The following is a 20,843-nucleotide window of genomic DNA, read 5'->3' on the forward strand; positions in this document are numbered from 1 at the left end:
GCTTTGAGGCCGTGCATTCTAGCGTAAACCGTCGCCAACGGCACCCGAAACGCTACCGGTGGCTGGCGCCGAACGTCAGTTGGCCGGATTACAGCCCTTTCGCGGGGTCATAGTGGGCATTCGGCGCAGTTATTTTAACCGTCACAATCCCCTGCCAAGCCACGTTTCTGCGGGCTACAGCACAGTTTTGCGGGCGCTAGCAGACAAGTCCCGCGCTGTCGAGATATGGCGCCGTGGGCCGTTTGCGTATACTGCGCAGATGTTCTCCCCAACTGCTTTGCGCCCGCGATGCGCCAAATGGCTCATCGCAACCGGACTCTTCCTGATGCTCAGCGCCTGTGTTGATAAACCCAGCACGCTCGAGCGAATCAAGGAGGATGGCGTATTGCGGGTGGTTACCCGGAACAGCCCGGCGACTTATTTCCAGGACCGCAACGGTGAAACCGGTTTCGAATACGAACTGGTCAAGCGCTTTGCCGACGACCTGGGCGTGAAGCTGGAGATCGAGACCGCCGACAACCTCGACGATCTGTTCGGCCAGTTGGGCAAGCCCAACGGCCCGGTCCTCGCGGCGGCCGGCCTGGTCAGCAGTGAACAGCGCCAGGCGCAGGTACGTTTCTCCCACCCTTACCTTGAAGTCACCCCGCAGATCATCTATCGCAATGGCCAGTCCCGCCCGACCAATGCGGCGGACCTGGTGGGCAAGAAGATCATGGTGCTCAAGGGCAGCACCCACGCAGAGCAACTGGCGGCGCTTAAAAAGCAGAACCCTGCCATTGAATACGAAGAATCAGACGCCGTTGAGGTCGTCGACTTGCTGCGCATGGTGGACGAGGGCCAAATCGACCTGACCCTGGTGGACTCCAACGAAGTGGCGATGAACCAGGTGTACTTCCCCAACGTGCGCGTGGCGTTCGACCTTGGCAATGCCAGCAACCAGAGCTGGGCCGTCGCCGCCGGTGACGACAACAGCCTGCTCAACGAGATCAACAGTTACCTGGATAAAGTCGAGAAAAACGGCACGTTGCAGCGTCTGAAAGACCGCTACTACGGCCACGTCGACGTGCTCGGCTATGTGGGCGCCTATACCTTCGCCCAACATCTGCAGCAGCGTTTGCCCAAGTACGAAAAACACTTCCGCGCCTATGCCAAGGAAGAAAAGGTCGATTGGCGCCTGTTGGCAGCCATTGGCTATCAGGAATCGCTGTGGCAGCCGGCCGTCACGTCCAAGACCGGCGTGCGCGGCCTGATGATGCTGACCCAAAACACCGCCCAGGCGATGGGCGTGTCCAACCGCCTGGACCCCAAGCAAAGCATCATGGGCGGTGCCAAGTACCTGGCCAAGATCAAGGATGAACTGGACGACAGCATCGCCGAGCCGGATCGCACCTGGTTCGCCCTCGCCGCCTACAACGTCGGCACCGGCCACTTGGAAGATGCCCGCACCTTGGCCAAGCGCGAAGGCCTGAACCCGAACAAGTGGCTGGACGTGAAGAAGATGCTGCCGCGCCTGTCGCAGAAGCAGTGGTACAGCAAGACCCGCTATGGGTATGCGCGCGGTGGGGAGCCGGTGCATTTTGTGGCGAACATCCGGCGTTACTACGACATCCTCACCTGGGTGACCCAGCCGCAGTTGGAAGGCAACCAGGTGGTCGAAGGCAACTTGCATGTGCCGGGCGTGGACAAGACCAAGCCGCCGGAAGATAACCCGCAGTTGTAAACACACTCTCCCAAACACCACAAAACCCTGTGGGAGCCGGGCTTGTGTGGTGAGCGGGCTTGCCCCGCGCTGGGCTGCGAAGCGGCCCCAATATGATCGCTGTATTTTCTGATAAGTCGTGGTGGCAGGGTTTTAGGGCGACTTCGCCACCCAGCGCGGGGCAAGCCCGCTCACCACAACAAGCGCCTTCACATCTTGATCTTCAGTTGGCTTAGAGGCCGGTGAGCAGATGCACTACGCCGCCCGCCAACACCATCACCCCAGACACACCTGCCGCCCTTAACGCCGCCTCATCCACCCGCCCCGCATCCTGCAACTGCACCCGCACCCGCGTCAGCGCCACACGCTGCTGCGACTTGAGATTATCCGCGCCACCCAATGCCCTCAGCATGTCGGCCGACAACAGACTTTGCTTTGGCGCAGTGACGGTCTCGGCAATCAAATCCGGCGTCAGCGCCTTCCAGAACGCCCGCTGTAATTTCTCGAACATGCTCAGTGCTCCACGACAGGTGAGGTTTCAACAGTAGCCGCGTGATATTGGCGCAATGCTTCACGCACCTGACCGGCTTCTTCCAGGCCCAACACCTGGCGGGCGATGATCTGGCAGTCAGCCAGGTCCAGCTCGCGCACGGTGGCCTTGATGGTGGGGATCAACGGCACGCTGACCGACAACTCGTCCACACCCAGCCCGATCAGCACCGGCACCGCCAGCGCTTCGGACGCCAACGCGCCGCACACACCGACCCACTTGCCATGGGCATGTGCGGCCTTGACCGTGGTGGCGATCAAGCGCAGCACCGCCGGGTGGAAGCTGTCGGCCTGGCTGGCCAATCGCGGGTGGTCGCGGTCCATGGCCAGCGTGTATTGGGTCAGGTCATTGGTGCCGATGGAGAAGAAGTCCACATGGGGGGCAAACACGTCCGCCATCAGCGCCGCCGACGGCACTTCAATCATGATGCCCAGCTTCGGCAACTCGGTGAGCTTCAGCGCCAGCGCTTCCTCTTCAAGGATCTTGCGCGCCAGGTGCAGCTCCGACAGCAGGCTGACCATCGGCAACATGATGTGCAGCCGCGCAAACCCGGCACTGGCGAGGATCGCGCGGAACTGTTCGCGCAGCAGCTCAGGACGTTCCAGGCACAGGCGAATGCCGCGCAGACCAAGAAAGGGATTGGTCTCGGCGTCCATGGGCACATAGGCCAACGGTTTGTCGCCGCCAACATCCAGGGTGCGCACCACCAGATTGCGCTCCGAGCCCAGGGCACGGGCGATCGCGGTGTAGGTGCCGGCTTGCTCCTCGGGGCTCGGCGCGCGGTGGCGGTCCAGGTAGAGGAACTCCGAACGCAACAGGCCGACACCTTCGCCGCCGAGGGTCAGGGCGTGCTCCACTTCTTGCAACGAGGCCACGTTAGCGGTGACTTCGACGTGATGGCCGTCGCGGGTGGTGGCCGGTAACGACGCTTGCGCCACGTCGCGCTGATGGCGCAGCACCTGCTGTTTGCGCGCGGCCTCCAGGTGTTCGATCTCGGCCAGGTTCGGCTCCAGGTGCAGCTCGCCTTTGTCGGCGTCGAGCAGCACCTGTTTGCCATTGGCCAACCCCAGCACGTCGGCCGAAACACCGCAAATGGCCGGCAGGCCAAGGGCACGGGCGAGGATCGCGACATGGCTGGTCGCGCCGCCGCCGACGGTGACGAACCCCAGCACTTTGCGGGTATCCAGGCTGGCAGTCTGCGAAGGCGTCAGTTGCTCGGCGATCAGGATTGCACGTTCCGGCAAGTCCCAGGCACTGTCCTGAATCCTCAGGATCAGCTTCAGTACACGCTGGCCGACGTCCGCCAAGTCTGCCGCACGTTCAGCCAGCAGGGCATTGCCTGAACCCTGGAACAGCTTGGCTGTGGCGAGCGTGGCACGGTTCCAGGCAAAGGCGGCGCTCTTGCCGTCAGCCAGCAGACTGTGGGCTTGTTCGAGCAAGGTCGGGTCCTCGAGCAATTCCTGATGAGCGCGGAAAATCTCCGCCTGGGCACTGCCGCAAGCCTTGTCTTGCAACGTTTGCAGGGCTGCGGTGGCAGCCCGCAGGCCACGCGCCAGGGCGGCACGCTCCGTCGCTTCATCCGTACCGTGTTCAGGAATGGCCAGTTCGGGCTCGATCACCTGAACCACCTGGCCAAATGCCGAACCCGGTGAGGCGCACACGCCTTTAAGCAACGTCGCCGACAACACCGTCGCGGCCGGTTCGGCAACGGTCGCCACCGCCTCGCCACAGCCTTGCGCCAACAAGGCCACCAGTGCCTTGATCGCCGCCTCGGCATCCTCGCCCGCCGCGCTCACTTGCAGGGTGTCGCCCTTCACCGTTTGCAACGCCATGATCGCCACCAACGACTTGGCGTTGGCGCTCTGGGTTTGCTTGTGCAGATAGATGCTGGCCTTGAAACCCTTCGCCGCCTGGGCGAATACCGCCGCTGGGCGAGCGTGCAGGCCGTTGGCATTGGGTAAGGTCAGCGGCTTGGAGAACAGTGCATCGCCCTCCTCTTCGTCCATCGCCTCAACGGCTTCACTTGGGGATAACTGCAACAGCGGCTGGCCGGACGCCACAAGACCGCTTGCCAATACGCTAAACGGCTCACCGCTGACCACCAGCATCAAGGTCAGCAAACTGCGCGCATGGAGCGCCACGTAGTCGGCATCGAATTCGATCAGCGCCTGCCCGGCCTCAACCCGCTGGCCTTCCTGCACCCGCCGGGTGAAGCCCTGGCCCGCCAGGTTGACGGTGTCCAGACCGATATGCAGCAGCACTTGGACGCCGTTGTCGTCGGTGATGCTGACGGCATGCCCGCTGTCCTGGATATTGCTGATCACCCCAGCCAACGGGGCACACAAGGTCTGCGAGGTCGGGTCGATGCACAGGCCGTCGCCGATCACGCGACTGGAGAATACCGGGTCGGGGACCTTGTCCAGTGCCAGCAGCACACCGGATAGGGGCGCCAGCAGTTCCAGGGGTTTAGATGGGGTCATGACTTCACCTGCTGTTTTGTTCTGTAAAAATCATTGGCTGGATGCAAATCTTTGGGGTAACGACGGTCTAGTTATTTCCACCAGTATTCGACTTGCACACCCACGTTCGACCCATGCCGCGCCGTGCCATAAGAACCGGTATCAGACAACGCCGACCCCGCCGCCAATTCATTCGCCGCGCGCTTGGCCGCCTCGTTCCAGGTTGCATAGGTGTAGTACAAGCGCACCTCCGGCCGCGCCCAGAATTCCGGGCCTTTGGGGGACCAGGTCGGGGCGAAGGTGAATTTGCTCAGTTTGCGCGTGCCGCCGGTGGCGTCGACCTGATCATGCCCAAGCTCGGTGACCAGTTTGAACTGCTCGCTGATCGCGTACGCCGGGCGCACACCGATGGACATCCAGGTCTGGTCCTGGCTGCCGGGACGAATATCCTTCTGGTACACCGCCTCGACCTGTCCACCGAAACGCGGGGTCACCTGCCAGTCGAAAAACTCCACGGCGCGGTAACTTTTGCTGCTGTTGTCCAGGAAGGTATTGCCGGTGTAGCCCAGGCCGGTGCCGGGGCCTTCGCCGTACTGCAAGGCGAACTTGTTCTTGCCACCCAGGAAAGGTTTTTGCACATGCTGCGCAGTGATCGCCCAGCCGCTGTTGGTGTCACGCCCGCCGGCTTTTTCGATGTAGCTCAGGCCCAGTTCCAGCTCGCCGCCGGGGTTGGTCTTGAAGCCCGCGACGTTGAAGTCGTGACGGGTGGCGTATGCCTTCTGGTACAGGTTGTCCTTGCGCGAAATGGCGTAGCTGTATTTGAGGTCGCCGATCAGCACGTCCTCAATCCCGCCGCCCGTGGCGCTTTGGTTCCAGTAGTAGAAGTCGGAGATATGGATGTCGTTACGTTTGTAGTAACGCCGACCGGCCCACAGCGAGCCACCATTGAGGCTGGGCAGGTTGGACCACTGTGCATACATTTGCGGCATGCGCGCGGTGCCGTTGTTTTCGCCCTGGAATTTCAGCTCACGATCGTACTTGTTGTAGAGCGACGCCATTGCATCGACGCTGAGCACCGAGCCGTCATCAAGGGTGAGCAGGTCCTGGCGCAGTTCCAGCTCGGCGTATTGCTCGCATTCGTTACCCAGACGGTACTTGGTTTGCGCCCCCGGCAGTTGGAAACATTGCTGTGGGCCGCTGCCCGTTGAAGTGCCCGCGCCGCTGCGCAAGTAACCGGCGAACTCCAACGCCTGAGCGCCAAACGGCAGGCTCAGACAAGACGCAACGAGGCCCAGCTTTATTGTTGTTTTCATGCAGCACTCCAATATTTTTATTATGTTTTTTCAAAGCGCCCCGTGCTCCCACACGGGGTTACAACGGGCCTCAGTCCTTGAGGTGCAACACAAACGATTCGTACGGGCGCAGCGCTACCGTGCCCGTACGCACCGGGCAGTCCGGGTAGTTGCTGATCAGCAGGCGTTGTTCGCTGGCCGGGTTGATGACGCCGTCCGGCAGTTGGATTTCGCAGGGCGTGCCGTAGAAGTTGTTCAGCACCAGCAGCCGCTCGCCATGGCCTTCGCGCAGGTAGGCCCAGACCTGCAGATGGTCTTGCAGCAGTTGGCGATAAACACCGGCCTGGATCAGCGGCTCGTGACGGCGCAAGGCGATCAGCGCACGGTAGTGATGCAGCACTGAATCCGGGTCATCCAGCTGGCGCTCGACGTTGATCTGCGCCGCATTGGCCGGGATGCCGATCCACGGCTCGCCGCTGCTGAAACCGGCGTTCGCCTGGGCATTCCACTGCATCGGCGTGCGGCCGTTGTCGCGGGACTTCTGCATGATCGCGGCCATGCTCGACGCCTCGGACTCGCCCGCATCGCGCTTGAGCCGGAAGATGTTGAGGGTCTCCACATCGCGATACTGCTCGATCCTGTCGAAGCCCGGATTGGTCATGCCCAGCTCTTCGCCCTGGTACACAAATGGCGTGCCTTGAAGGAAGTGCAGCGCGGTCGCCAGCATCTTGGCCGAGACCACACGGTGCTCACCGTCATGGCCGAACCGCGAGACCACCCGTGGCTGGTCGTGGTTACACCAGAACAGCGCGTTCCAGCCGCCACCGGCCTGCATGCCCAGTTGCCAATCCGAGAGGATCTGCTTGAGCTGCAGGAAGTCGAAGTCGGCCTTCACCCACTTCTGAAGGTTTGGGTAATCGACTTTCAGGTGATGAAAGTTGAAGGTCATCGACAGCTCTTTCGACTCTGGCCGTGAGTAGCGGATGCAGTGTTCGAGGCTGGTGGACGACATCTCGCCGACGTTGATCAGGTCGTGCCCTTCGAAGACTTCGCGGTGCATTTCCTGCAGGTAGTCGTGCACGTTCGGGCCGTCGGTGTAGAAGCGACGGCCGTCGCTGCTGTCTTCGGGGAAATCGGCGGGCTTGGAGATCAGGTTGATCACGTCCAGGCGGAAACCGCCCACGCCTTTGTCGCGCCAGAAGCGCATCAGCTTGAACACCTCGGCGCGCACCTTGGGGTTGTCCCAATTCAGGTCGGCCTGGGTGTGGTCAAACAAGTGCAGGAAGTACTGCCCGGTTTGCGCCTCGTATTCCCAGGCCGAGCCACCGAACTTGGATTCCCAGTTGTTCGGCTGGTCGCGCCAGATGTAGAAGTCGCGGTACGGGTTGTCGAGGCTGCTGCGCGCCTGCTGGAACCACTCGTGTTCGATGGACGTGTGGTTGACCACGATATCGAGCATCAGCTTGATGCCACGCTTGGCCGCTTCGCTGATCAGCAGGTCGCAGTCGGCCATGGTCCCGTAGCTGGGGTCGATGGCGTAGTAGTCGCTGATGTCGTAGCCGTTGTCGCGCTGTGGCGAGCGCAGGAACGGGGTGATCCACAGGCAGTCGACACCCAGCCATTTGAGGTAGTCGAGTTTGTCCACGATGCCCAGCAGGTCACCGGTGGCGTTACCCGCGTGGCTGTGGAAGCTTTTGGGGTAGATCTGGTAGATCACCGAGTGTTGCCAGTTTTGCATGGTGGGTTCCTTCAGTTGATTTTTGTGCAGGCCTTTCGGGCCTCATCGGGGGCTTGCCCCCGATTGCGGTAGATCAAGCAACCCTGTACCCGGGCCGAACAATCTTCATGCTCAACGCACAGGTCAGAACAAACGGCACGACCATCGCGATGACCATGCCGATCACAAACACCGCGATGGATTGCGGCACGATCGAAATGAACCCAGGCAAGCCCCCCACGCCGATGGCCGACGCCTGCACCTTGTTCAGCGACAAGAAAATGCTGCCCAGCGCCGAGCCCACCAGGGCCGCATAAAACGGAAACTTGAAGCGCAGGTTCACCCCGAACATCGCCGGTTCAGTGATGCCGAAGTACGCGGAAATCGCCGAGGTCGACGCCATGCTTTTGTCCCGCGCATTGCGGGTGGTGTAGAACACCGCGAGCGCGGCGCTGCCTTGGGCCAGGTTGGACATGACGATCATCGGCCAGATAAAGGTGCCGCCCTGGGTGGAGATAAGCTGCAGGTCCACGGCGAGGAACATGTGGTGCATGCCGGTGATCACCAGCGGCGCATACAGCAGGCCGAAAATCGCCCCGCCGACCATCGGCGCCAGGTCAAACAGGGTGACCACGCCTTCGGTGATCAGGATGCCAAGGTGACGGGTCACCGGGCCGATGATCGCCAGGGCCAGCACACCGGTGACGACGATGGTGGTGATCGGCACGACGAGGAGTTGAATTGCATTGGGCACCCGCGCACGTAGCCATTTCTCGATCACACTCATCACATAAGCCGCCATCAGGATCGGCAGGATCTGCCCTTGGTAGCCCACCTTCTCGATCTGGAACCAACCGAAAATATCGAAGTACGGCAGGCTTTGACCGTCGAGCCCGGCCACTGCCTTGCCATAGTTCCAGGCGTTGAGCAGGTCCGGGTGCACCAGCATCAGGCCGAGCACGATGCCAAGGATTTCACTGCCGCCAAAGCGCTTGGCCGCCGACCAACCGACCAACGCCGGCAGGAACACGAACGAGGTGTTGGCCATCAGGTTGATCAGGCTCCACAGGCCATCCAGGTTCGGATACGCCTCCAGCAGCGTCTTGCCCTCGATGAACATGCCCTTGGCGCCCATCAGGTTATTCACGCCCATCAACAGGCCCGCGATGATCAGTGCGGGCAGGATCGGCATGAACACATCGGAGAACACCCTTACCAGGCGCTGCATGGCATTGGTCTTGTCGGCGCCCTTCTTCTTCACATCGGCGATGGTGGCGGCGGCGAGGCCGGTTTGCTCGCGCAGGGCGGCGTAGACCTTTTCCACTTCGCCGGGGCCGATCACCACTTGGAACAGGCCACCGGTAAAGAACGACCCCTTGACCAGATCGACCTGGTTCAGCGCGCTGCTGTTGACCAGGCTCGGGTCCTTGAGCGCCAGGCGCAGGCGGGTCACACAGTGGGCAGCTTGCTCAAGGTTGTCGCTGCCCCCGAGGTTTTCGAGGATCTCGCGGGCAATGTTCGAATAGTCGTGGCTCATGCTTGTTTTCCACTTTGATTTTTTTATTTGAGGGGCAGTCATTGGCAGCACGCCGAGGGCAAAAGTACTCGTGTGTACGAGTTAAAGCAACAACTCGTCTGTACGAGTTACATTTTGTTTATCTTCTGCAGGCCACCACACCGCTGCAAGCCGCATACATCCAAGGGTCTAATGGACAAACATCCTGTCTGCCACTAAGGTTCCTGCCTTGACCGCAACCCCGGCAAAGAGCCATCCCCATGAGCAAATACAACCAGATCTATACGGATCTGCTTGCCAGCATCACCACTGAACGCCTGCAGCGCGGCACGCGCCTTCCCTCCGAAACCGAACTGATGGACAGCTACCAGGCCAGCCGAGGCACCGTGCGTCGGGCCATCGAGCAGCTGCAGGAGCGTGGGTTTGCGCAAAAGATCCACGGCAAGGGCACCTTCGTGTTGTCGCCCAACCCAATCGAGTTCCAACTGGGCGGCATCGTCAGCTTCCACGAAACCCACGCCGACCTGGGCGATGACGTACGCACCGAAGTGGTCGAATTCACCCAGTTCCCACTGGAAGGCTCACTGCTGCAACACATCGAAGCAGAGCCCGGCACGCTGATCACCCGCATCAAGCGGGTACGGCGCATCGGCGGCAAACGGGTGATCCTCGACATCAACCACTTCGTGGCCGACGTGATCCCCGGCCTGGACCGCGCGATTGCCGAGCAGTCGATCTACGCGTTTATCGAACAGACGCTGCAGCTGCAAATTGCCTATGCCCAACGCACCATCGAGGCCCTGCCGCGCGGCAAAGACGACCAGACGCACCTCGACCTCGAGGGCCAAAGCCACGTGATCGTGGTGAGCAACCAGACGTTTTTGCAGGACGGGCGGCAGTTCGAGTACACCGAGTCGCGGCATACGTTGGATAAGTTTTATTTTTCGGATATTGCGCGGCGTTGAGCATAAGTCGGGAAGATCATTGCACTGTGATGCTCTTCGCCAGTCCTGCTGCCCAGGCAGCGGTCATCTTCTCTCCTACCGCCGCGAACTCTGGGTGAGTGCTTCACCGATATACAACCGATCCCTTTGACTAATCATGGAAGCTTACTGATTTCAATTCATCGAGGGTTTTGCGCCGACGTTTTGGTATGGCGGTCAATTCGTACCCCAAGCCCTCGAGGATCGCTTCGACTTTGCGAATTCCCACTTCGGAGATCGTGTTGTTCTCGACCCCCGAAATGGTGGAGCGGCTCATGCCATGACGGTGCGCAAGCTGGCTTTGTGAAAGGCCCGCTGTTTTACGGAGGCTGCGGATCAATTTGCCTAACTCTTCCATATCAAAATGCACCCCATACACTGCATGAATAGATAAATCTGAATTTATGCACCCTATATGATGCATTTCATTCTGAGTATTATTTATCTAATACGGTTTTTGACCAAAAGCTTACATGCCATAAACACAAAACCCCGGCACATGGCCGGGGTTTTGTTGTTCAGCATTTACCTGCTAACGCAGGATCATTCCCACTCAATCGTCGCCGGCGGCTTGCTCGACACGTCGTAAGTAACGCGCGAAATACCTTCGATCTCGTTGATGATACGGCCGCTGACAGTCTCCAGCAGTTCGTACGGCAGGTGTGCCCAACGCGCGGTCATGAAGTCGATGGTTTCTACGGCACGCAGGGCCACAACCCATGCGTAACGACGGCCATCGCCTACTACGCCAACCGACTTAACTGGCTGGAAGACCACGAAGGCCTGGCTGACTTTGTGATACCAGTCGGCCTTGCGCAGTTCTTCGATGAAGATGTGGTCGGCGCGACGCAGCAGGTCGGCGTATTCCTTCTTCACTTCACCAAGGATACGCACGCCCAGGCCTGGGCCTGGGAATGGGTGGCGGTAGACCATGTCGTACGGCAGGCCGAGTTCCAGGCCCAGACGGCGGACTTCGTCCTTGAACAGTTCGCGCAGCGGTTCTACCAGCTTGAGGTTCATTTCCTCAGGCAGGCCACCCACGTTGTGGTGGGACTTGATCACGTGGGCCTTGCCACTCTTGGCGCCGGCCGACTCGATCACGTCAGGGTAGATGGTGCCTTGGGCGAGGTACTTGATGTTGTCCAGGTGTTTGGCCTGGGCATCGAAGACGTCGATGAAGGTGCGACCGATGATCTTGCGCTTCTTCTCTGGGTCGGACTCGCCGGCCAGGTTGTTGAGGAACTGGTCCTCGGCGTTGGCGCGGATCACTTTGACGCCCATGTTCTCGGCGAACATGGCCATCACTTGCTCGCCTTCGTGCAGGCGCAGCAGGCCGTTGTCGACGAAGACGCAGGTCAGTTGGTCGCCGATGGCTTTGTGCAGCAGCGCGGCGACCACGGAGGAGTCAACACCGCCGGACAGGCCGAGCAGTACGTTGTCGGTACCGACTTGGGCGCGCACGTTGGCGATGGCGTCTTCAGCGATCTTCGACGGCGTCCACAGGGCTTCACACTCGCAGATGTCGAGAATGAAGCGCGACAGGATGCGGCCGCCTTGTTTGGTGTGGGTCACTTCCGGGTGGAACTGCACGCCGTAGTAGCGACGCTCGTCGCTGAACATGCCGGCGATCGGGCAGCTCGGGGTGCTGGCCAGGATGTGGAAGTCTTCCGGCATCTTGGTGACTTTGTCACCGTGGCTCATCCACACGTCGAGGCCGAACAGGCCGTCAGCGTCGATGTGGTCTTCGATACCGTCCAGCAGGCGGCTCTTGCCGACCACGTCCACACGGGCATAACCGAATTCACGCAGCTCGGAACCTTCAACCTTGCCGCCCAGTTGCTCGGCCATGGTCTGCATGCCGTAGCAAATGCCGAAGACCGGTACGCCCAGGTCGAATACGGCTTGCGGGCAGCGCGGGCTGTTGGCTTCGTGCACGGACTCGGGGCCACCGGCGAGGATGACGCCTTTCGGTGCGAATTCGCGGATCGCTTCGTCATCCATGTCGAACGGGTGCAGTTCGCAGTACACGCCGATTTCACGCACGCGGCGGGCAATCAGCTGGGTGTACTGGGAACCGAAGTCGAGGATCAGGATGCGGTGGGCGTGAATGTCGAGGGCCATGAAGTCAGTCTCGTCTAATGAATCAGAAACAACTCGGGGCTGAAGAACAGCCCCGGTTACTTAACATTTTGCTGGAAGCCTCAACCTACGCGGTAGTTTGGCGCTTCCTTGGTGATCTGCACGTCGTGGACATGGGATTCAGCCATGCCGGCGCCGGTGATCCGTACGAACTCTGGCTTGGTGCGCATTTCTTCGATGTCGGCGCTGCCGGTGTAGCCCATCGAGGAACGCAGGCCGCCCATCAATTGATGGATGATCGCGCTCAGGGTGCCTTTGTACGGCACACGGCCTTCGATGCCTTCCGGGACGAGCTTCTCGGCGCCTGCCGAGGAGTCCTGGAAGTAACGGTCGGAAGAGCCTTGCGCCTGGGACATGGCGCCCAGCGAACCCATGCCGCGGTAAGCCTTGTAGGAACGGCCCTGGAACAGTTCGATCTCGCCTGGCGCTTCTTCAGTACCGGCGAACATCGAGCCCATCATCACGCAGGAAGCACCGGCCACGATGGCCTTGGACAGGTCACCGGAGAAACGGATACCGCCGTCGGCGATCAACGGGACGCCAGTGCCTTCAAGGGCCGCGGCGACGTTGGCGATGGCGCTGATTTGCGGCACGCCGACACCGGCGACGATACGCGTGGTGCAGATCGAGCCAGGGCCGATACCGACCTTGACCGCATCAGCGCCGGCTTCGGCAAGCGCCTTGGCTGCTGCGCCGGTGGCGATGTTGCCGCCGATCACTTGTACGTCAGGGAAATTCTGTTTGACCCAGCGCACGCGGTCGATCACGCCTTTGGAGTGACCGTGGGCAGTGTCGACCACCACCACGTCAACACCGGCAGCAACCAGCGCCGAAACGCGGTCGCCGGTGTCTTTACCGGTACCGACTGCAGCGCCGACGCGCAGACGACCTTGGTCATCCTTGCTGGCCAGCGGGTAAGCCTTGGCTTTTTCGATGTCGTTGACGGTCATCATGCCTTTGAGGGCGAATTTGTCGTCGACGATCAGCACGCGCTCGATGCGGTGCTTGTGCAGCAGTTCGCGCACATCGTTCTTGTCGGCGCCTTCCTTGACCGTGACCAGACGCTCTTTAGGCGTCATCACTTCGCGGACGGTGACTTCAAGACGGTTCTCAAAACGCACGTCACGGGAAGTGACGATGCCGACCAGGTCGCCATCGTGCAGCACCGGAACGCCGGAGATGTTGTGCAGGCGGGTCAGTTCGAACAGGTCACGCACGGTGGCGTCGGCTTCGATGGTGATTGGATCTTTCACCACACCGGCTTCGTAACGCTTGACCTTGCGCACTTCGGCAGCTTGCTGCTCGATGGTCATGTTCTTGTGGATGATGCCGATGCCGCCTTCCTGAGCCATGGCAATTGCCAAACGGGCTTCGGTGACGGTGTCCATGGCAGCGGAAACCAGGGGAATATTCAGCTCGATGCCACGGGTTAGGCGGGTCTTGAGACTGACTTCGTTAGGAAGCACCTCGGAATAACCGGGCACTAGGAGAATGTCGTCGAATGTCAGAGCTTCTTGGCTGATACGCAGCATCGCGGGGGCTCCCGAGCGGGAAAATGGAAGCGCGCCATTATATACATGCACCCTGCCGGGCTCAATGTAAAACTCTGACAAACTTGGTAATACTGATAGATGGGTTAAAGCTCGACTTTGACCCAACTCATCTTCTGGTCCAGCCAATCGGCGAATTCGTCGATAAAGCTCTGCTTGAACCCCGCCTCCGCCCAGTTGTTGAAGATGAATCCCAGGTTGGAAAAACCGCATTCCTGCAGGAACAGGAACCCGTTGATGTCGTCTTCATGCCCACACAGCGGGCAGGTGAAGTTGTCGGTGTGGCCGGGCATCCAGTCTTCCAGGCTTTCGAACAGCGCTTCGCCGACTTCCTTGAGGCATTCCGGGCAACCGGCTTCCTCGAGAAAGCCTTTGGCCGGGGTGTAGATGCAGCGTTTGTAGATGATTTCCAGCCCGTTGATGGGCTCGTTGAACGGCAACGCCTCGGGGTGCAGCACCACGGCGCGGGCGCCATCGGCCAGGGCGTAGGCCATGCGGTTGCCGGTGCGACCGCAGGTGGTCAGCTCTTCCTTGATGATGTTCTTGCGCACCAGCCAACGCACGATCGCCCGGGCGCGGGGTTCGTGGACGGGCAAGGTGGAGATTTTCGGGACAAGGATGCTTTGGGAATTCATGGGAGTCCTGCGGTGTGGCGTCTGGCGTCATCGGGGGCAAGCCCCCTCCCACATTTTTGAAGGGTGAATACCTTCAAAGGTGGGAGAGGCTTGCCCGCGCAGAGGCCCTGAAGGCTGGCAGCTTAATCCCTGCCCCACACAGGTCAAGTACTCAAATACCGTCCAATCAACGCAATTCCACTGGCGAGCACCAACCATGTCACCAACCGCACAAACGCCTCACGCGAAATCCGCATCGTCAACCTGCGCCCACACCACAGCCCGAGCGCCATCGCGGGCAACAGGCACAGCGCCAACATCAGCAACGGCAGATCCGCATACACCCCGGCAATCAAAAACAGGCTCAAGCGCACCACCGTGCTGCAACTGATCAACGCACTCTGGGTGGCACGCGCCGCGTCCTTGGGCAGGCGGCTGTTCAAGTAGATCGCATATAAAAAGCCGCCACTGCCAAACAACGCGCCGAACAAGCCGCCCACCGTCCCCATCGGAATCGACCACCCCGCCGCCAACTGCGCGGGCCGCGCCTTGACCATCAGGCTGTAGAGCGCATAGGCGCTGATAAACAGGCCCATCAACAGCAGCAACACGTCGGAATGCAGATTGAGCAAAAACACCACACCCAGCGTGCAACCGATGGCCATGCATGGCAGCAATCGCAGCAGCTCCGGCGTGTTCACGTCCCGCCGCGATTGCAGCAGGTTGCCAAACGCCGCGACAAAGTCCAACAGCACCAGCAACGGGATGATTTTCGACAGCGGCATAAATAGAATCAGGATCGGGCCCGCGACCAGCGCAGTGCCGAAACCCGCAATGCCAAACACGATGTAGGCCACCACCACACCCACGCCGATCAGCAGCCAATCCGCACCACCAAACGACCACTGACTCATCAGCTCAACCGGGCTCATGGGGAATTCCTTGTTAGAGATAGTCATCACTTTAGCCATCGGCGAGCGATGCGACTAATATCTTCAAAGCCCTTCACTCATCTCGAAAAGGCATGACGCGTGATTTCCACCCGCCAACTGCGCTACTTCGTCGAAATCGCTGACAGCGGCAGTTTCAGTGCCGCCGCCGAGCGCCTGTTCGTGGCGCAATCGGCCCTGAGTCGACAGATCAAAGCGCTGGAAACCCAGCTGCACACCCCGCTGTTCGAACGCACCGCACGCCAACCGCGACTCACGGCTGCGGGTGAGGCCTTCTATCCGCGAGCACGCAACCTGCTGAGTGAATTACTCAAGGCCAGCGAGCTGGCAACCCAAGTGGGCAAGGGCGAACTCGGCACGCTGCGCCTGAGCCATTCGAGCACCGTGCCGATGAGCGGCCCGCTGCTGCAAGGCATCAGCACCTGGCTGGACCGCTGCCCTGGGGTGTCGATGGATATCGTCAAACTGTCCTCCGAAGCGCAGTTGGAAGAAATCGCCGACGGTCGCCTGGAAGTCGGCGTGCTGCGCTTGCCCGTGCTGCGCCAGCGTGAGGGGGTGCGGGTCGTGCCTTTATACAACGAGCAATTGCTGCTGGCGGTGCCGCCCAATCATGCGCTGGCGCGCAGTCCTGCGCCCATCGAGCTGGAGCAATTGCGGGACGAAGCGTTTATCTCGATCCCCCACCCACAACGCGGCGGCCTGAGTTATCTGTCAGCCGAGTTGTGTATGCGCGCGGGATTTTTTCCCAAGGCCGCGCGAGTGATGTCGCGCAAGACCACCCAGCTGCAGCTGATCCAGGCCGGCTTCGGCATTGCTTTGTTACCAAAATCCATGCAGGACATTGCCCCGGCCAACGTGCATTTTTTGCCCCTGGCCGACCCGGACTGCCTCAGCATCGTGGCGCTGGCCTGCGCACAGACGCCGAGCGCGCTGGTGCAGCAATTCTGCCAAACCTTGCGCGAATGCCTATAAACTGCCGCCCATGATTAAAGATCGCTTCTCATGATTAAAGACCCGTTTGCCCGACTGGGCCTGGACCGCGAAGTCCTGACTGTCAGCCAGCTCAACGGCCGCGCGCGGGTGTTGCTGGAAGACGTGTTCACCAATATCTGGGTAGAAGGCGAGATCTCCAACCTCGCCCGCCCGGCCTCCGGCCACGTGTATTTCACCCTCAAGGACAGTGGCGCCCAAGTGCGTTGCGCGCTGTTCCGCAATAACGCCGCACGGGTGCGCCAGGCATTGAAAGACGGCCTGGCCGTGAAAGTGCGCGGCAAGGTCTCGCTGTTCGAGGGCCGTGGCGACTACCAGTTGATCCTCGATACCGTCGAGCCGGCCGGTGATGGGGCGTTGCGCCTGGCGTTCGATGCGTTGAAGGAAAAGCTCAGCGCCGAAGGCTTGTTCAGTGCCGAGCGCAAGGTACCGTTGCCTGCGCACCCTCGGCGCATTGGTATTATCAGCTCGCCGACTGGCGCGGTGATTCGCGACATCATCAGCGTGTTCCGCCGTCGGGCGCCGAACATTGAATTGACACTGATCCCCACCGCCGTGCAAGGCCGCGAAGCCATCCCTCAGATTGTGCGCGCGTTGAAACTGGCGGATGCCCGTGGCTTCGACGCGCTGATCCTGGCCCGTGGCGGCGGCTCACTGGAAGACCTCTGGTGCTTCAACGAGGAAGCGGTGGCCCGTGCTGTGGACGCCTGTATCACGCCCATCGTCAGCGCTGTCGGGCATGAGACCGATGTGTCCATCAGCGATTTCGTGGCGGACGTGCGCGCCCCTACCCCCTCCGCCGCGGCTGAACTGCTCGCGCCAGACGCCAGCCACCTGGTGCGCCAAGTCGAAAACCTGCACCGCCGCCTGGTGATGCTGATGCGCAACCGCCTGAGCCATGACCGCCTGCGCCTGGAAGGCATGGCCCGGCGCCTGCGTCACCCCGGCGAACGCCTGCGCCAACAGGCCCAGCGCCTCGACGACCTGGACATGCGCCTGCGTCGCGCGTTTGAGCGCAGCCTCAATACCCGGCGCGAACGGCTGATCCGCCTGGAAACCCGCCTCGCCGGCCAACACCCGGGGCGTCAACTGGCCCTGCTGCGCCAACGCCTGGAGAGCCTCGCCGAACGCCTGCCTCGCGCCATGCGCGAAGGCCTCAAGGCGCGGCGCCTGCAGCTGCAAAGCCAGGTGCAGACGCTGCACGTGGTCAGCCCGCTGGCGACCCTGGGCCGTGGCTACAGCATCCTGCTGGACGAGCGTGGCCAGGCCATTCGCACTGCCGCGCAAACCCACACCGGCCAGCGCCTGACCGCACGTCTCGGTGAAGGCCAATTGCAAGTGCGGGTGGAAGACAACCACCTGACACCCGTCACCCTTTCGTTATTGGATTGATTGATGCCACGTCTATTTAGCCTGTTGATGCTGCTGTGCCTCACGTTTAACGCCCATGCCGACAGCTACATCACCCGCACCCTGAACAAACCGGTGCCAGGGGGTGTGGCCGTGGTCGAGCTGGGCCCTTCGGCCGCCGCACCGAAAGCCACGTACCAAGGCAAGCCGGTGCTGGTGGTGAAAGAGGCGGACAACTGGCTGGCGATTGTCGGCATCCCTCTGACCGTCAAGCCGGGCAACGAGCGCATCAGCAGTGGTGGGCGAAGCCTGCCGTTTATCGTCGGCTACAAGCAGTACCCGGAACAACGCATCACCCTGAAAAACAAAAGCCAGGTGAACCCCGACCCGGCGCAGCTCAAACGCATCGAGGCGGAGCTGGCAGTGCAGATCAAAGCCTACCGCAGCTTCAGCCCGAGCCTGCCGAGCAACCTGGTGCTGGACAAACCGGTGAACGGGCCGCTGTCGAGCAAGTTTGGCGTGCGTCGTTTCTTCAACGGTGAAGAGCGCAACCCTCACTCGGGCCTGGACTTCGCCGTGCCCGCCGGTACGCCGATCAAGACGCCGGCGAACGGTAAAGTGATTCTGGTGGGCAACTACTTCTTCAACGGCAACACGGTGTTCGTCGACCATGGCCAGGGCTTTATCAGCATGTTCTGCCACATGTCGAAGATCGACGTGAAAGTCGGCCAGCAACTGGCACGCGGCGCAGTGGTGGGCAAGGTCGGTTCGACGGGCCGCGCGACGGGGCCGCACATGCACTGGAATGTCAGCCTGAACGACGCACGGGTTGACCCGGCGATCTTTATCGGCGCGTTCCAACCCTGAAACGTTCAATTGCGCGCCCGATAATGGGCGCGCAATTAAAACCAGCCTTCCACTCATCCCCAAGCATAAAATCTCGTTTCCCACGCAGATAGAAGAACTTCTCTCAATTTTTAGCGACTGCTTGCCATCTTTCACCCCGGCGGTTAGGGTTGAGCTTATGAAAACCTCTCACACCCTCATTCAGCTCCGCCAGCACCGCAGCCTGTGCCTTGTCAGCGCACGACTGCCAGGCTGAATCGATCTGCCTCGTCCTTACGTTTTATCCCTAAAAACAGTTCTACGGCAGGCCGCCTTTTCTCGGCCCCTACTACAAAGGATTTCCCGATGAGCATGCTCAAAGACCCGTCTTCGAAGTACCGCGCGTTCCCGACCATCGATATCCCGGATCGCACCTGGCCATCGAAGACCATCACCGAAGCGCCGATCTGGTGCAGCTCCGACCTGCGTGATGGCAACCAGTCGTTGATCGAGCCGATGGATGCCGTGAAAAAGCTGCGGTTCTGGAAGACCCTGGTCGCCGTTGGCGTGAAGGAAATCGAAGCGTCGTTCCCGGCCGCCTCGCAAACCGACTTCGACTTCGTACGCACCCTGATCGAAGACAACCACATCCCCGAGGACACCACCATCCAGGTGCTGACCCAGGGCCGTGAAGACTTGATCGCACGGACCTTCGAATCCCTGCGCGGTGCCAAGAAAGCCATCGTGCACTTGTACAACGCCACGTCGCCGTCGTTCCGCCGCATCGTATTCAACCAGGATAAGGAAGGCATCAAGGCCATTGCGGTCAACGCGGCCAAGCTGTTCGTCAAATACGCCGCCCAGCAGCCGGAAACCCAGTGGACCTTCGAATACTCCCCGGAAACCTTCAGCGCCACCGAGCTGGAATTTGCCAAGGAAGTCTGTGACGCGGTGATCGAGGTGTGGAACCCGACGCCTGAGCACAAGATGATCCTCAACCTGCCGGCCACCGTGGAATGCGCCACGCCGAACATCTATGCCGACCAGATCGAATGGTTCGGTCGCCATATCAACCGTCGTGACAGCGTGATCATCAGCCTGCACACCCACAACGACCGTGGCACCGGCGTGGCCGCCACCGAGCTGGGCCTGATGGCCGGCGCTGATCGTGTCGAAGGCTGTCTGTTCGGCAACGGCGAGCGTACCGGTAACGTCGACCTCGTCACCGTCGCGCTGAATATGTACACCCAGGGCCTCGACCCGCAGCTGGACTTTTCCGACATCGATGGCGTGCGCAAAGTCGTCGAGGAGTGCAACCAGATCCAGGTTCACCCGCGTCACCCATACGTCGGTGACCTGGTGCATACCGCGTTCTCCGGTTCGCACCAGGACGCGATCCGCAAGGGCTTCACCCAGCAGAAAGACGACGCGCTGTGGGAAGTGCCGTACCTGCCGATCGACCCAGCCGACATTGGCCGCAGCTACGAAGCGGTGATTCGCGTGAACAGCCAGTCGGGCAAAGGCGGCATCGCCTACCTGCTGGAGCAGGAATACGACATCAGCCTGCCGCGTCGCATGCAGATCGAGTTCAGCCAGGTGGTACAGGCCGAAACCGACCGCGTCGGCCTGGAAATGACCGCACCGCAGATCTACGCCTTGCTGCAGCGTGAATACCTGCAAGCCAACACCCCGTATGCGCTGGTCAGCCATCGCCTGCAGGAAGAGAACGGCAACAGCTTTGTCGAGGTGGAAGTTTCGGGCAAAGGCCAGGGCGAAACCAACCTGCACTGGAAAGGCAAAGGCAACGGAGCGCTGGAAGCGCTGGTGGCGGGCCTGCCGATTGGCGTGGAGATCATGGACTACAACGAACACGCAATCGGTGCCGGCACCAACGCTAAAGCGGCGGCGTACATCGAACTGCGTGTGAACGGCGAGCGTCCGGTGCATGGCGTGGGTATTGATGAAAACATCACCACGGCCAGCTTCAAGGCCCTGTTCAGTGCGCTTAACCGCTCGTTGAGCCAGCAGGAAGCCAAAGCGGCTTAAGCAGTCTGCTTAAATGTGAAAGGCCCCTGGATAGGAGTCCAGGGGCCTTTTTTTGGTTTTGTGTTGCCTTTAAGGGCCTCATCGGGGGCAAGCTGAACTGGTCAAGTAATCTTGGACACTGATTACGGTTCACGCCGCCAACCTTTCCTTCACGACCGGCGAC

At 60.8% G+C, this 20,843-nt stretch carries 16 protein-coding genes; 6 read left to right on the forward strand and 10 right to left on the reverse strand.

From position 1 onward, the window contains the following. The first annotated feature begins 259 nt into the window (after positions 1–259). Entirely contained in the window at positions 260–1,720 is a 1,461-nt protein-coding gene (gene mltF / locus AO064_RS14305) for a membrane-bound lytic murein transglycosylase MltF (RefSeq protein WP_015885718.1), read from the forward strand. 211 nt (positions 1,721–1,931) lie between these two features. Here the strand turns inward: mltF and AO064_RS14310 are convergent, their stop codons facing one another. The 5 genes from AO064_RS14310 to treP form a co-directional block, all read right to left on the reverse strand. Further along, positions 1,932–2,210 (reverse strand): PTS sugar transporter subunit IIB, encoded by a 279-nt coding sequence (locus AO064_RS14310; RefSeq protein ID WP_043205847.1) that lies wholly within the window; start codon positions 2,208–2,210, stop codon positions 1,932–1,934. 2 nt (positions 2,211–2,212) lie between these two features. Next, the gene (ptsP, locus tag AO064_RS14315) at positions 2,213–4,729 is read right to left on the reverse strand and encodes a phosphoenolpyruvate--protein phosphotransferase (RefSeq protein WP_064053750.1); all 2,517 of its coding nucleotides are present in this window, start codon (positions 4,727–4,729) and stop codon (positions 2,213–2,215) included. Between the two features lie 71 nt (positions 4,730–4,800). Next, entirely contained in the window at positions 4,801–6,021 is a 1,221-nt protein-coding gene (locus AO064_RS14320) for a maltoporin (RefSeq protein WP_064053751.1), read from the reverse strand. A gap of 70 nt (positions 6,022–6,091) precedes the next feature. Further along, on the reverse strand, positions 6,092–7,738 hold the full coding sequence (treC, locus tag AO064_RS14325) for an alpha,alpha-phosphotrehalase (RefSeq protein ID WP_064053752.1): 1,647 nt from the start codon (positions 7,736–7,738) through the stop codon (positions 6,092–6,094). A 73-nt stretch (positions 7,739–7,811) separates the two neighbouring features. Beyond that, a complete protein-coding gene (gene treP / locus AO064_RS14330) occupies positions 7,812–9,254 on the reverse strand; it encodes a PTS system trehalose-specific EIIBC component (RefSeq protein WP_015885722.1) in 1,443 nt (480 codons plus the stop codon). Between the two features lie 239 nt (positions 9,255–9,493). On the opposite strand from treP, the gene treR reads away from it, so the two are divergent. Further along, entirely contained in the window at positions 9,494–10,198 is a 705-nt protein-coding gene (gene treR / locus AO064_RS14335) for a trehalose operon repressor (RefSeq protein WP_046035242.1), read from the forward strand. Between the two features lie 130 nt (positions 10,199–10,328). Here treR and AO064_RS14340 read toward each other — a convergent pair whose 3' ends face one another. The 5 genes from AO064_RS14340 to AO064_RS14360 all read right to left on the reverse strand — a co-directional run bounded on the left by AO064_RS14340 (position 10,329) and on the right by AO064_RS14360 (position 15,451). Next, a complete protein-coding gene (locus AO064_RS14340) occupies positions 10,329–10,574 on the reverse strand; it encodes a helix-turn-helix domain-containing protein (protein WP_064053753.1) in 246 nt (81 codons plus the stop codon). Between the two features lie 185 nt (positions 10,575–10,759). Beyond that, the gene (gene guaA, locus AO064_RS14345; protein WP_064053754.1) at positions 10,760–12,337 is read right to left on the reverse strand and encodes a glutamine-hydrolyzing GMP synthase; all 1,578 of its coding nucleotides are present in this window, start codon (positions 12,335–12,337) and stop codon (positions 10,760–10,762) included. 80 nt (positions 12,338–12,417) lie between these two features. Further along, positions 12,418–13,887 carry an IMP dehydrogenase gene (gene guaB, locus AO064_RS14350; protein ID WP_015885726.1) on the reverse strand — a complete coding sequence of 490 codons (1,470 nt, stop codon included), beginning with the start codon at positions 13,885–13,887 and terminating at the stop codon, positions 12,418–12,420. A gap of 104 nt (positions 13,888–13,991) precedes the next feature. Beyond that, a complete protein-coding gene (locus tag AO064_RS14355; RefSeq protein ID WP_015885727.1) occupies positions 13,992–14,540 on the reverse strand; it encodes a hypothetical protein in 549 nt (182 codons plus the stop codon). 143 nt (positions 14,541–14,683) lie between these two features. Beyond that, positions 14,684–15,451, reverse strand: coding sequence for a sulfite exporter TauE/SafE family protein (locus AO064_RS14360; protein ID WP_064053755.1), 768 nt, complete (start codon positions 15,449–15,451; stop codon positions 14,684–14,686). Between the two features lie 99 nt (positions 15,452–15,550). Here AO064_RS14360 and AO064_RS14365 point away from each other — a divergent pair, with 99 nt between their 5' ends. From AO064_RS14365 to leuA, 4 genes are all read left to right on the forward strand, one after another. Beyond that, positions 15,551–16,441 (forward strand): LysR family transcriptional regulator, encoded by an 891-nt coding sequence (locus AO064_RS14365; RefSeq protein ID WP_064053756.1) that lies wholly within the window; start codon positions 15,551–15,553, stop codon positions 16,439–16,441. A 30-nt stretch (positions 16,442–16,471) separates the two neighbouring features. Next, on the forward strand, positions 16,472–17,851 hold the full coding sequence (gene xseA, locus AO064_RS14370; protein WP_046035238.1) for an exodeoxyribonuclease VII large subunit: 1,380 nt from the start codon (positions 16,472–16,474) through the stop codon (positions 17,849–17,851). A gap of 3 nt (positions 17,852–17,854) precedes the next feature. Further along, positions 17,855–18,676, forward strand: coding sequence for a M23 family metallopeptidase (locus tag AO064_RS14375; protein ID WP_064053757.1), 822 nt, complete (start codon positions 17,855–17,857; stop codon positions 18,674–18,676). A gap of 324 nt (positions 18,677–19,000) precedes the next feature. Beyond that, positions 19,001–20,680 carry a 2-isopropylmalate synthase gene (gene leuA / locus AO064_RS14380; protein ID WP_015885732.1) on the forward strand — a complete coding sequence of 560 codons (1,680 nt, stop codon included), beginning with the start codon at positions 19,001–19,003 and terminating at the stop codon, positions 20,678–20,680. The last annotated feature ends 163 nt before the right edge of the window (positions 20,681–20,843 follow it).

It is taken from the genome of Pseudomonas marginalis, assembly GCF_001645105.1.
Lineage (GTDB): Bacteria > Pseudomonadota > Gammaproteobacteria > Pseudomonadales > Pseudomonadaceae > Aquipseudomonas > Aquipseudomonas petroselini.